The organism is Nostoc sp., assembly GCF_036917315.1.
GTDB lineage: Bacteria > Cyanobacteriota > Cyanobacteriia > Cyanobacteriales > Nostocaceae > Nostoc.
Map to the genome: position 1 here is coordinate 246,241 of NZ_JBALDR010000071.1, position 12,724 is coordinate 258,964.

Annotated in this window: 13 protein-coding genes; 6 read left to right on the top strand and 7 right to left on the bottom strand. The window is 38.6% G+C overall.

Annotated elements, in window-relative coordinates; translation table 11 throughout:
• The first annotated feature begins 305 nt into the window (after positions 1 to 305).
• Positions 306 to 659, top strand: coding sequence for a phage holin family protein (locus V7K84_RS33760; RefSeq protein WP_094347683.1), 354 nt, complete (start codon positions 306 to 308; stop codon positions 657 to 659).
• A 4-nt stretch (positions 660 to 663) separates the two neighbouring features.
• On the opposite strand, the gene V7K84_RS33765 is transcribed toward V7K84_RS33760, so the two are convergent.
• The 3 genes from V7K84_RS33765 to argS form a co-directional block, all read right to left on the bottom strand.
• Positions 664 to 1,134, bottom strand: coding sequence for a cobalamin biosynthesis protein (locus V7K84_RS33765; protein WP_334844795.1), 471 nt, complete (start codon positions 1,132 to 1,134; stop codon positions 664 to 666).
• 37 nt (positions 1,135 to 1,171) lie between these two features.
• Positions 1,172 to 1,735, bottom strand: coding sequence for a Uma2 family endonuclease (locus V7K84_RS33770; RefSeq protein ID WP_334844797.1), 564 nt, complete (start codon positions 1,733 to 1,735; stop codon positions 1,172 to 1,174).
• A gap of 124 nt (positions 1,736 to 1,859) precedes the next feature.
• Positions 1,860 to 3,623, bottom strand: a complete 1,764-nt coding sequence (gene argS / locus V7K84_RS33775) for an arginine--tRNA ligase (RefSeq protein WP_334844798.1) — start codon at positions 3,621 to 3,623, stop codon at positions 1,860 to 1,862.
• Between the two features lie 728 nt (positions 3,624 to 4,351).
• Here argS and V7K84_RS33780 point away from each other — a divergent pair.
• On the top strand, positions 4,352 to 5,188 hold the full coding sequence (locus V7K84_RS33780) for a DUF4114 domain-containing protein (RefSeq protein WP_334844800.1): 837 nt from the start codon (positions 4,352 to 4,354) through the stop codon (positions 5,186 to 5,188).
• A 124-nt stretch (positions 5,189 to 5,312) separates the two neighbouring features.
• Here V7K84_RS33780 and V7K84_RS33785 read toward each other — a convergent pair whose 3' ends face one another.
• Positions 5,313 to 6,581 carry a tetratricopeptide repeat protein gene (locus V7K84_RS33785; protein ID WP_334844802.1) on the bottom strand — a complete coding sequence of 423 codons (1,269 nt, stop codon included), beginning with the start codon at positions 6,579 to 6,581 and terminating at the stop codon, positions 5,313 to 5,315.
• A gap of 319 nt (positions 6,582 to 6,900) precedes the next feature.
• Positions 6,901 to 7,569, bottom strand: a complete 669-nt coding sequence (locus V7K84_RS33790; RefSeq protein ID WP_334844804.1) for a 2OG-Fe dioxygenase family protein — start codon at positions 7,567 to 7,569, stop codon at positions 6,901 to 6,903.
• Between the two features lie 239 nt (positions 7,570 to 7,808).
• Here V7K84_RS33790 and sfsA point away from each other — a divergent pair, with 239 nt between their 5' ends.
• On the top strand, positions 7,809 to 8,534 hold the full coding sequence (sfsA, locus tag V7K84_RS33795; protein WP_334844890.1) for a DNA/RNA nuclease SfsA: 726 nt from the start codon (positions 7,809 to 7,811) through the stop codon (positions 8,532 to 8,534).
• Positions 8,535 to 8,726: 192 nt separating this feature from the next.
• On the opposite strand, the gene V7K84_RS33800 is transcribed toward sfsA, so the two are convergent.
• Positions 8,727 to 9,128, bottom strand: coding sequence for a fasciclin domain-containing protein (locus tag V7K84_RS33800; RefSeq protein WP_334844806.1), 402 nt, complete (start codon positions 9,126 to 9,128; stop codon positions 8,727 to 8,729).
• Between the two features lie 742 nt (positions 9,129 to 9,870).
• Between V7K84_RS33800 and modA the strand changes: the two genes are divergently transcribed.
• The 3 genes from modA (at position 9,871) to V7K84_RS33815 (ending at position 12,312) form a co-directional block, all read left to right on the top strand.
• Positions 9,871 to 10,725, top strand: a complete 855-nt coding sequence (gene modA / locus V7K84_RS33805; protein WP_334844808.1) for a molybdate ABC transporter substrate-binding protein — start codon at positions 9,871 to 9,873, stop codon at positions 10,723 to 10,725.
• Between the two features lie 66 nt (positions 10,726 to 10,791).
• Positions 10,792 to 11,397 carry a DUF642 domain-containing protein gene (locus V7K84_RS33810; RefSeq protein WP_334844810.1) on the top strand — a complete coding sequence of 202 codons (606 nt, stop codon included), beginning with the start codon at positions 10,792 to 10,794 and terminating at the stop codon, positions 11,395 to 11,397.
• A gap of 261 nt (positions 11,398 to 11,658) precedes the next feature.
• Positions 11,659 to 12,312, top strand: coding sequence for a DUF642 domain-containing protein (locus tag V7K84_RS33815; RefSeq protein ID WP_334844812.1), 654 nt, complete (start codon positions 11,659 to 11,661; stop codon positions 12,310 to 12,312).
• Positions 12,313 to 12,482: 170 nt separating this feature from the next.
• On the opposite strand, the gene V7K84_RS33820 is transcribed toward V7K84_RS33815, so the two are convergent.
• The gene (locus V7K84_RS33820; RefSeq protein ID WP_334844813.1) at positions 12,483 to 12,710 is read right to left on the bottom strand and encodes an MbtH family protein; all 228 of its coding nucleotides are present in this window, start codon (positions 12,708 to 12,710) and stop codon (positions 12,483 to 12,485) included.
• Positions 12,711 to 12,724: the final 14 nt, after the last annotated feature.

Sequence of the window (12,724 nt, forward strand, 5' to 3'; positions counted from 1 at the left end):
CCTCTGTAGGGGTTTTGCGCTTTAGAGCATTTTTGATGAATTTAACTAAATCACCGTAAGTTCCCCACTTAAACTGTACTCAGGTCAGTGTGGGTAGTTCACTGCGGTACATCCTGCAATACGATAAAGATATACCGATTAGAAGTATCTCTCTTGCCAGCACTGAAAAATTACATTGATTTTAGGCTGATAAAAGATGATGTCAACTTTAGGAGTCAAGTACAACAACACTCGATAGTGTTACAAATCACAACTGGCAATAGTGAAATTAATTAAACTTACTGCTAATTCCTCTAAAAAAACTTATGCAACACTTTTTATTAACTTGGCTCGGTACTGCGGTGGCGTTATTCATTACAGCTAATATCGTTCCGGGATTCTTTATCAAGAATTTTGTGACTGCCTTAATTGCTGCCTTTGTAATTGGTCTAGTTAATGCATTTATTAGACCAATTTTACAGATTTTGACGTTTCCAATTACCTTGCTCACCTTTGGTTTATTTACATTGGTGATTAACGCCTTAGCCCTTTGGCTGGCAAGTGTCCTAACTCCTGGTTCTGGTTTTGAGATTCAGGGCTTTTTACCTGCTTTGTTAGGTTCAATTGTATTAGCAATTGTTTCTAGCATCATTAACTATTTTTTGAGAGTTGTTGACTAGAAAATTAAGGAACTTTTATAATAGTAATAATATTTAAAGCTTGGGCAACAGCAAGAGTTACCGCTCCTGGTTGCTCTTGTATTTGGAAAATTTGTTTAGGAACTAAAAACTTTACTGGCAATTCCTCTATGTTTGTAAAGGGGAAAACAGTCAAAGATGTGAGTTGAGAGGCTGCAAGAATAGCAGCTGCCTCTGCTACGCTAGGTGTACCGACTCGATCGTCACTAATTGTGGCAGGGTTGGGGACACAGACAGAGCGAAGTATTTCCGCAGAAAAGGTTTTTAGGGGCAAATTGCGGAGGCGACAAAGTTTGACTAAGCCAACTTCCGAGGCTTTAGTGTCAATGGTAGCAATACCTGCGATCGCACTTGGAAAAAGTTGATTTTCTCGAAAGACTTGCTCAATCGCCCCATCAATCAACTGCCATGATGTTCCCCGTTTACAACCGATTCCTACCCATAAAACCTGTTGCACTTGGTGTATTTCCTTACTCAATTCGTCAAAATTTGGTTTACTCCAACAGCCAACCAAATAAATCTCCTACTGTCAGCCTCAACTCACTTGCAAAATCTGGCACAGGGAGTAAAGCTTCTAGTTCATCCAACATGACTGGCTGTTGATTCCGGATGTACACAAATACCGTTTGTTCTTCTGGATCGATCAGCCAACCCATTTGTGTTTCATAATTCAAGCAATGTAAGATATTTTTTGTAACTTTCGTTTGCCTTTGGTCAGGCGATAGAATCTCAATAGTCCAATCAGGAGCTGCTGAAAATAAATTTGCTACCCTGCCATTTTCTTTGCGAGGTATTCTCTCCCAGGTAAATACCGCTACATCCGGGATAATCGATCTGCCACCAAAAGTACACCGCAGTTCTGGATATGCTCGTGCAACTTTTTGGGGTTTCAATACAGCATTAATAAAAATAATCAATTCACCTTGAATAGTGCTATGTTCTCCCTGTGCCATTGGTTTTTGAATAATTTGGCCATCAATGTATTCACTAGCTGGTTTTGTTTCTGGTAACATCAGAAACTCTGCCAAAGTTATGTTTTTTGATGGTGTCCGTACCATAAGCGATCGCCTCCAGTCCAGCAATTCTAATTAAAAAACCGCAAAGTACACAAAGAAAAAATCAGCTTAACTCTTACTCTGCGTACCTTAGCGCTACCTCAGCGCCACTTTGCGTTAAAAAATATTACATCCTCTCCAATACCTGAATTCCCAACAGAGATAATCCCAACTTCAGAGTTCTAGCAGTCAAATCACATAAAACTAAACGGGATGTGCGCTGCGGTTCCTGTGCCTCTAACACCTGAACTCCCTGATTGCGATCGTAAAACTGATTAAACTTTTTACTCAGTTCGTACAAATACTCACATAAACGATTGGGCAGCAAGTCTTGCTCTACACTACTAATAACTTCATCCAGTTGAAGTAAATATTTTGCTAGCGCTAATTCTGTTTCATGCTCCAACAAAACGGCATTATTTCCCAACTCTTTAAAGTTAATATCACCCTTGCGGCTAATCCCCTGAATCCGCGCATAAGCGTACAGCATATAGGGCGCAGTATTACCTTTAAAATCCAGCATTTTGTCGTAGCTGAAGATGTAGTTACTAGTGCGATTTTGGCTTAAGTCTGCATACTTAACTGCGCTGATTCCAACTACCCTAGCAACTTCATTAATGAATTCTTCACTTTCTTGGCGTTCTTCTTCTTGTAATCTAGTTTTTAAGTCAGCATGGGCACGAGAAACAGCTTCATCTAATAAATCCCGCAAACGCACACTGTCCCCAAAACGAGTTTGGATTCTTTTACCATTTTCTCCTAACACTAACCCAAAGGGAACATGCACTAATTCCACATCATCGGGTATCCATCCGGCTTTGCGTGCTACCTGAAAAAATTGGGCAAAGTGGTTTCCTTGCCCAGCATCTGTTACATAAATTATCCGCTTTGCTCGATCCTGCTGAATCCGGTAGCGGAGAGATGCTAAATCTGTAGTGGCGTAGTTATAGCCACCATCTGATTTCTGCACAATTAAGGGTAAGGGTTCACCTTCTCTATTTGTAAACCCTTCCAAGAAAACACATTTTGCCCCTTGGTTTTCTACCAGTAATCCAGATTTTTCTAAATCTTCCACAACTCCTGGTAGTAAGGGATTGTAGAAAGATTCTCCGCGTTCAGTTAACTTGATATCCAGCAACTCATAAATTATTTGAAACTCCTGCCGCGACTGTTCGCACAGTAATCTCCAAGCATGGAGTGTATCTTCTGCACCTGCTTGTAATCTGACGACTTCTTGGCGTGCTGTTTCTTGAAAAGCTTCATCGGTATCAAACCGCAATTTGGCTTTGCGATAAAAAGAAACTAAATCACCAATATCTAAAGCATTAGCGGTGGTAAGCGCGTCTGGGTAAACTTCCCGCAGATAGGCGATTAACATCCCAAACTGCGTACCCCAATCGCCTATATGATTTAACCGCAGTACATCATGTCCTTGAAATTCTAAAATCCGGGCGATGGAATCACCAATAATCGTCGAACGCAAGTGTCCAACGTGCATTTCTTTAGCAATATTGGGACTGGAAAAATCCACAATTTCTCGCTTCGGCGTTTTCGCAGCTGGAACTCCCAGTCTGGGATCGGCTTGAATCGCGTTTAGTTGTGCTTCTAAGTATGCTGTTTTCAGTTTCAGATTGATAAATCCTGGCCCAGCGATTTCTGGTGGTTCGCAGATTTCGGATACATCTAGTTTCAGGGCGATCGCACCTGCGATCGCTCTTGGTTGCAATCCTAACTTTTTACTCAGGGATAAAGCCACATTCGCCTGATAATCGCCAAATTTAGGATTGCTAGCAGGAACCAAAATTGGATCTACTCCAGCGTAGTCAGCGCCAAAAGCTGCGATTAAAGCCTGCTCTAAGAGAGCTTTTAGTTTTTCTTGTGTAGCGTTCATATATAGATTTTATCTGTGAAAGGGGGAATGTAGCTCTGGAAAAGCTTGATTATTTTAACCTTAAAAGATATTCATCAAGTCTAAGCAAAGACTGTCATTTTAAGGCACAACCCTCTTAAATTGTCTCCCATCCTCGGCATAACTTCTAGATTCTGACAATACCGAAGTCGATTTTGACAGACTACTAGTTAATCAAGCCAACGAAAGCATAGTACGTAATAAGCACTTGAGTGCTTAAAACAAAGACTAAACTTATTTACCCAGGTTTCATTGCTTTGATAGATACTACGTTTCTCAACGTAAGTACGGAGATAAACTCTATTTGTATAGTAGCGTATTAACTAAGCCTTGGCTTAGTTGATACGGATGACGGCGCACTATTACTTATCTACCTCATTTAAATGAAAATCCCTATAGATTAAGCTTTTAGCTTTTCACTATATAAATTGCACATCTGATTTTCATGAAAAGGATAAATTCTTTATTAAATTTTAATCAGTATATAAGTTTAATTACTAAGTGCTAATAACAGTACAATACATGTTTATAAATGCTCTTTTTTAAGTGAAAATACTTTAGATAAAGAGCTATTTGAATCTACTATCAAAAGTAAATAAACAGATTGACGTTGCAGAAGCATAGCTGTTAGAAATAAAAGACAAATCAAGACAGATAGTTGCTAAAAAAAGCATTATCTAAATTGTTTTCCCTACTTAATGGCTCTTAATATGAAACCTAATTTACTCACTGCCTTGATTGCCGCTACAGCTACCTTGACCGGATTAGTTTCCAAAGTAGAAACTGCATCTGCTGCTGATTTTAATTGGAATAGTTCATGGACTCAATCAACTGTATATAATAAGTCTCAAACTGGTTTTAACGACAATCCTTTCCAACAATTTGTCCAAGCAGAAAGTGTTGCCCTTCCAAACAGCGGACAATTTAAATTAGACCCCAATAAATTAAACCTAAAATACGACCACGATGTTTCTGTTTACTTTATCAATGAGGGTGCAGGTTATAGAAATCAGTTAGCCTTTGAAGCTACAGGAACTACTAATAAGTCTGGGCTGCTTTTTGATGATATTTCCTGTCAAGGAAATGGATGTGTTAGTGGTGACTGGGGTGGTAACGCATTAAAACTAGGTGATGGGGTCAAAGTTGGTAATGTTACCGCAGGTACTCAACTAGATTTATGGTTGAGAGCTGATGGTTTGAACCGTGGCAACTCTGCCAATATCTTTGGTACTGATACTGCTTCTAACGCTGATGGACTACAGCACGCAGTTGCTTATGCTTACAACAACTACATCCTCCTGGCATTCGAGGATTTATACGGAGATTTATACGCTTCAGGGGTAGATCCTGCAACTGGTAAGGGGAACGAAGGTTCCGATCGCGATTTTAATGATGTTGTCGTCGTTCTTGATATCGGCGAGGCAAATGTTAAAGCGTTAATTGGCGCTACGGTTCCTGAACCATCTGTTACTCTATCAATGTTTGCGGTGGGAGCAGCTAGTATGTTTGGATTGCGCCGCCGCCGTCAAAGTCGCACTTCTCACTAAACTTTGAAACGGTGTTTAAGATAGGGTACATTTAGTTTCATTGGAAAATAACAAGCGATCGCTCGCATTTTCACCCGTATAAATAATGTACGGGTGATTTTACGTTTGTAGTGGCATTTATATTTTATCTATTGCGATCGCGTTCTAAATCATCAATCACTTTTTGCAAATACCACTCGTCTGACATCCCAGGATGATAATCTTTGTTTTGCTGAATCAATCGTTCGGCAATTTCCCAGTATCCCCCAACCATTCGTAAAAGTCGCTGACGTAGTAGGTGATATTTTTGCTTTTTTGACTCTGGACTAAATTTCTGGATTTTTTCTAGGCTATTTAAGACTTGTTGATAATTTTCCCAGTCTTCTTGTTCGCAAAAGATACTTCCCGCCCGTTGATAATCTTCCACGGCGTTTTGTATTTCTTCTAAGCAAGTATAGGCAATGCCGCGATTGTAATAAGCTTGAGCATCATCAGAATTGATTTGCAACGCTTGGGTGTAATCTTGAATTGCACCGAGATAATTGCCCATTGCCCGATAGACATTACCTCTGGCAATATAAACTAGGACATCTTCGGGTTGCATCTGGACTGCTTGGTTAAGATCCGCGATCGCACCTTGATGATCTCCTAAGACAGAACGGGCTTTACCTCGGTTGCGATAGACAATGGCATCTTGAAAATTTAGTCGTAATGCTTGATTAAAATCTGCGATCGCTTCTCGATAATTCCCCATTTTACAACGCACAACGCCACGACAGCAGTAAGCTTGGGCATCTTGCGGATCGGCTTTTAATACCCAGTTTAAATCGGCGAGTGCTTCTTGAGTATCTCCCTTTTCAGCCTTTTCTAATAATTGCGTGAAATAATCATTGGTGGATAAAATTGGCGCATTGCTAGAACGCGATTCCTCAAGGGCAGGTTTCTCTGGTGGTTGTAGCTGTTTAACTCGTTCTAAAGACAAACGACAATTCTCTTTGTCCTGTTGCTCTAGATATAATTGTGCAGCCTTTTTAAAGTTAGCGATCGCATCTTGAATATAACCCTGTTTGCGCCGTACCATTCCCCGCAGATTATAAGCAGCAGCATAATTGAGATTGAGACGAATCGCACGTTCAACATCGTCTAGCGCTCCCGATAAATTTTTCAGCGCTACTCTAGCCAATCCCCGACAATAATATGCCTCTACACTCTCAGGATTCAGCTTCAGAGCTTCAGTATAATCTGAAACAGCTTTCAATATTGCACCTGAGTCATAATGTGCTAAACCCCGTTGCAAATAAGCTTCGCTAAAGTAAGGTGTCAGTTGTAAAGTATGGTTAAATTCCTCAATTGCTCCCGCGTAGTCTTTTCGCCTAGCCTTTTCCAATCCTCTATTGTAGAATTCGTCATTCATGGCATTTGTTTGGTTGATTCAGTTAATTGAATTCCAGCAGACTTCTTTCGTAGCCTAACCTATGCACTCATCTTCATATTTTAAGTATATTTTATCCTTTCTGTGAAATAAAACTAACATACTACTTCCCAATAAAAAATTGGGGAAATGACTAGATTCAATTCCCCATATCTTGTAGATTGTAAAATATTTACAGTTGACTAAAATCCAGAAATTAGGGGTCAGAATAAGTTAATAATCAGCAGAAAATTTGTGGAATCAATATACTAATAATACTGAATTTATTCTGCTTTCTGAGTGTTGAATTCTCACACTAAAATTAATCTGAAAGCAAGCTGGGAGAAGTCAGAACAAAAACATCCCAATTTCCTTGAGCCTCAGTTTGTGGTTTTATCGGATTGGCATAGTGAAAAAACTCATGGTCATTAATCAATAGGAGTTCTCCCGGATTTAGAATTTTGCTAAATACAGGCTTTTCTTTTTTGGCAGTATACAGATGTGTTTCTCCACCTTGAATATTCTCTCTATCTACTGAGAATATGCCAATAAAATCAGTGCCATCTTGATGGATACCTTCAGGTGCTGGATTACCAAAATTTTCTGGAGAACAACTAATTCTAATTTGATGAACTCCGATTTCAGCTTCAGGATGAAGTTTACAAGAATCACTAAATGCCAAAACAAGATTTTTGAAAATATCAAGTTCTATGAGTGCATCATCTAATTCTGCAAACTCTCTTTTGATGTCACCCGCTAATCGATTATGCTCTTTACTTTGAAAGAAGACGCCATGAGGTAATTTGATTAACTGATTTCCAGAGACTGTGAACCGAGATAATCTTCTAGAACGATAATTGTTTTTGATATAAGGGTCAAGAGGCATATTATTAAAAAATGCCTTAAAACCTTCTAGACTGATGGAATTTACCTTTCTAAGAGTAAATAGAAAAGCATATTCTAATTCCGTTGCTGTCCACACTTTTTGCATAGGATTTACCTCCTTGCACGTTGAAATTTTCCCAGATTTTTATGGGAGGCTTGTAATACTTAGTATATGCTACTTTTTATTACTATGTTGTCAATTTAACTACAAAAGTTGACAATCCATGATATGTAAAGTTACCCCAATTCTGTCAGAGGGCAGAGTAGCTGTTGAAAAGATTTGCAGATATGGGTTCGGTGGGCAAAAAATCGACGTATATTTACAAACAGCGACAAGGTTCCATAATGATAGATTGGCTTTACTATTACCCACCTTTGTATCCCGGTATTTTACTCAAGCGTTACAAGCGGTTTTTTGCTGACGTTCAACTTACTTCTGGCGAAATAGTGACAGCGCACTGTCCCAATACAGGGCCAATGACTGGAGTATCAACACCTCTAAGTGCCGTACAGCTTTCCAAAAGCGATAATCTTAACCGCAAATTGGCTTACACTTTAGAACTAATTCAGGTACATGACAATGAGCCGACTTGGGTAGGCATAAATACTTTTTTGCCCAATCGGGTGGTAAAGCTAGCTTTGGCGAAACATCTTTTTCCAGAATTGGGCAACTATAGCCAAATCAAGGGTGAGGTAGTTTATGGGCTAGATAAAAAAAGTCGAGTGGATTTTTTCTTGACGGGGAGTGATGAAGAACGCCCGATTTATTTAGAAGTGAAAAATACAACTTTGTCAGAAGGAAGATTAGCTTTATTTCCTGACACGGAGACTACAAGAGGGCAAAAGCACTTGCGAGAACTGATGGCGCTGTTACCTTTGACTCGTGCAGTGATGCTTTACTTTATCAATCGCGGTGATTGTATCGAGTTTTCCCCTGGCGATCGCACAGATCCTATATATGGTAAATTATTGCGGGATGCGATCGCTCTCGGTTTAGAAGTCTTACCTTGCCGTTTTGACATTTCCCCCGAAGGTATCCGTTATTTAGGTTTGGCAAAACTAAAAATTTGATGACAGCTAATTAAGGGAAACTAGCAATTGCAACGTTTCTATACGCATAAAACAATAAATCCATCTAGACACGATCTAGATGGATTTATTGGTAGTTGATGTTTACTAAAAAACATTCAACCAGACTGTAATGAAGAAACGACTATAGGTAGTCGTCACGTCATAAATAGCATTTGCTATTCAGACGTTGGGTTATGCAGGAATCAAAACTGTGTCAATGACGTGGATGACACCGTTATCAGCAGCAACATCTGCTGTTGCAACTGTTGCATCATTGATCTTAACGCCATTAGAAGCGTCAATTTTTACATCTGAACCTTCAACTGTTTTAGCTGTCTTCAGCTTAACTACATCAGCAGCAAGTACCTTGCCTGAAACAACATGATAGGTCAAGATTTTCTTGAGCTTTGCAGGATCTTTCAATAATGCGTCTACAGTACCTGCTGGAAGCTTGTTAAACGCTTCGTCAGTGGGTGCGAAGACGGTGAATGGCCCTGCGCCTTTAAGTGTATCTACTAGACCAGCTGCTTGGATTGCTGCAACTAGTGTCTTGAAAGAACCATTGCTGGTAGCAGTGTCAATTATGTTGGCCATGTGTTTTACCTAGTTCTGTGTAACTTGTTACAAATCTAAACTATTAATTTAATAAAATCTATCTATCATTAGGCGTATGTTAAATCATTTTCTTTATTGATATCATAAGAGTTTGTATATATTTTTATACAAATAAAGAATTATATGTAGATCGTCCAGGTGGATTAGTTATAAGTACTTCTGGATGCGCTGACTCTTTTTTACACAGTGGTAGAGGCGATGAGGCGATCGCATCCAAAGATTGTCAGAGCAGCGCTTAAATACCAATAAAGTTAGTTAAATAGATGAGCAAAAATATTTAGTTGGTATAAATCAAGATTTAGATATTTAAAAGCGATATGAAAATTTCATAGCACAATCCTTACTATGTATATAAAAAAGGGCTATTTAGAGAATTTAAATATACTTGCATTAGCTTTTTGTCAGGATTTATTGACCAAAAAAGTTGGTAACAAGCTTATTTAACTGATATTATTTCATCACTAAATACATTTCACTTGCTGTTTGTGTAATTCCACTTGGAAACAAACCGCCCATCACACCAATGCTTTTAGCAATTGTGATTGGCCGTTTGTTGTTTCCAGAATTTATGATGCGTAAGATTTACGCCAAAACCTCCTCTAACTCCCATTTATCTATATCCTCTACCTTCTGTGTGGTTGGTATTTCTGTTGACTGTGCGTAAGTCAGGTATGTCAACAATGAGACTTTTAGGTAATATTTTCCCCAAACCATAACTTTCATGAACAGAAGAAGACTTATTGCTTGGATTGCTACAGCAGTTAGCAGCATGATGCTGGTAATAGGCTTGCAGTTCCTTAATTTATCACCAGCAAGCTCTGTAACTACACTTAACGTGTATGCGGCTGTCAGCTTAACAAACGCGCTGAATGCCATTAAGACTCAGTACCAAAATGCTAACCCAGGCGTCAACGTTGTTTATACGTTTGGTGCTTCTGGTACTTTACTGAGTCAAATACAAGCAGGAGCGCCAGCAGATATTTTCATTTCTGCTGCTACCAACCAAATAGATGTATTGCAAAATTCAACCCCAAGTAAATTGGTTGCAGGTAGCCGCAAAAACGTTGTCAAAAACCGTCTAGTTTTGATTGCGCCTACGACATCTCCCGTTAGTGCTGGTAGTGCTGCCCTCACTAGCTTCAATGGTTTAAGCAATGCCAATATTACTGGTATTGCTATAGGTGACTACACAGGTACTCCTCCAGTTGTGCCAGCAGGGAATTATGCCAAACAAGTTCTCACTAGCCGAGGTATTTTTAATATTCTCAGTCCTAAATTATACCGTGCTAGTAATGTGCGTGCCGTCTTAACTGCTGTTGAAAATAAAACTCTTGTAGTTGGAGGTGTAAATAAAACTATTAACGCAGGTGTTGTTTACAAAACTGATGCGGCCATTTCTAACAAGGTAAGAGTAGTACAAACTGCCCTCACAACAGAGAGCAATTCGATTGTTTATCCACTGGGCATACTCACCAGAACTAAAGTTTTAACGACGGCACAGAGTTTTTCTAACTACTTAAGTGGTAATACTGCTCAGAATATCTTCAAAAATACTTACGGGTTTATCCTGCCTTAATTACCAGAAAGTAAATCAATCAAGTACTCGTTGTCGTGAATTTTGAACTATTTGGAGTTATGTCTTGTGAAGTTCACTAAAAAACTCTCAATTATTGTTTGTAGTTTGACTACTGCCTTCCTTCATACTGCTGTGATTACTAATACTTATAAGTCAGCAGCACAAGCTGAAAGACAAGAACTGATTATCAATGGGGGATTTGAATACGACTCTCTTATAGATCCAACTAATCCCGAAACTACAAATCCTAATGTTACAGGATGGGTTAAATCTGGTAGCCCGATAGATATATCAGGTACTAAAATTGACAATTTTCCTAATACTGGTAAGCAAGGATTATCGCTTGGTGGATTTTCAGCCATTAGCTACATATCGCAGACTATCCCTACATTTCCTGGTCAACGCTACAAACTTACCTACTATCTTGCATCGACAGAAGAGGCACCCGATCTGAACAACAAATTTAAGGTTTTTGTAGGTGGTAAAAAAGTTTATGTTCAAAAAGATACTTCTTATCAACCCTACACACAATACACGTTAAATTTTAGAGCAAAAGGAAGATCCACCGAGATAAAATTTGGTTCTCAAGCCAAGTATGCGTTTTTATATTTGGATGATGTGAGTGTCAAAGCTACACCTGAAAATAAAGTAAAAAACTATGGAGATGAATAAACCATAGGTAGAAGCCTAAGCAATGTCTGGCTCAATAGTGTCAAGAATGCCACTAAAATTCATCTGATTTAAAAACTGCATAATGCGTTTATTGAGAAAAATTGCCTTGGTGTATGAATTATTATCCACATCTATAGCTAACTCTTCTAAACCAGAAAAAAGTGTTCATTTTTATTGACACTACTGAAACCCAGCCAGCATTGATGTAACTATCAACTTATTTTCATTGTAAAAATTTAGAATTATTTGGAGTCAAGTTTCATGAATTTAACTAAAAAACTCTCAATTATTGTTTTTAGTTTTACTACTACCTTAATTAGCACTGCTGCGATCGCTAATATTTATAATACAGCAGCACAAGCGGCAGAACTTGTTAAAAACGGAAGCTTTGAACTCGATCCCCTCGTAGATCCTAACAATTCCAACGCTACAAATCCGAATATTACAGACTGGACTAAGTCTGGCAATCCGATGGATATATCAGGGATAAGAATAAGCAATTTTCCTCAGCATAATAGTGGTAATCAGGGCTTATCACTTAGTGGATTTATAGACCTCAGCTACATATCACAGACACTTTCTACACAACCTGGCCAGCAATACGAACTTAGTTACTATTTAGCATCTATAGATGAGGCCCCTGACCTTGATAATCAATTTCAGACATTTGTAGGTGGAAATAAGCTTTTCGATCGAAAAGACATTTCTTTTCAACCATACACGCAATATAAGTTCAATTTCACGGCAGATGCATCATCCACAGAGTTAAAGTTTGGGGATTGGGATAAATATGGATTCTTATATTTGGATAATGTGAGTGTAAAACCTGTGCCTGAACCATCAACTATTGGAGGAATAGTTGTTACTGCTGGTTTATTGGGAATATGGCTGAAGAAAAAGAAAGCAATTAGCTAGAAAGAACAACCCTTTTTTTACCTTTTGGAAAAAAACAGATCGTAAATCCCTCAAACTACTGTGCGGTAGTTATGAGGGATTTGGTCATCTTCTACTAAAAGTTATTTCCTGAATTCCACCAACTATTCATTTTTGCCTTACCTCAAGTCAATTAGTCAAAAATATTTCAACTACCGATTTTTATTAGCAGCCTCTTCCATTTGTTTTCTCAAACTTAAAGGTCTCATATCAGTCCATACTTCTTTAATGTATTCCAGACATTCTGATTTTAGTCCACTTTTTCCTGCATCTGTCCAACCAAGAGCATTTTCTCGTTCAGCAGGCCAAATAGAATATTGTTCCTCATGATTGACTACAACTTTATAAATTGTTGTTTCTTCTGAAGTCATTTGACTCATTTTTATCTCCAATT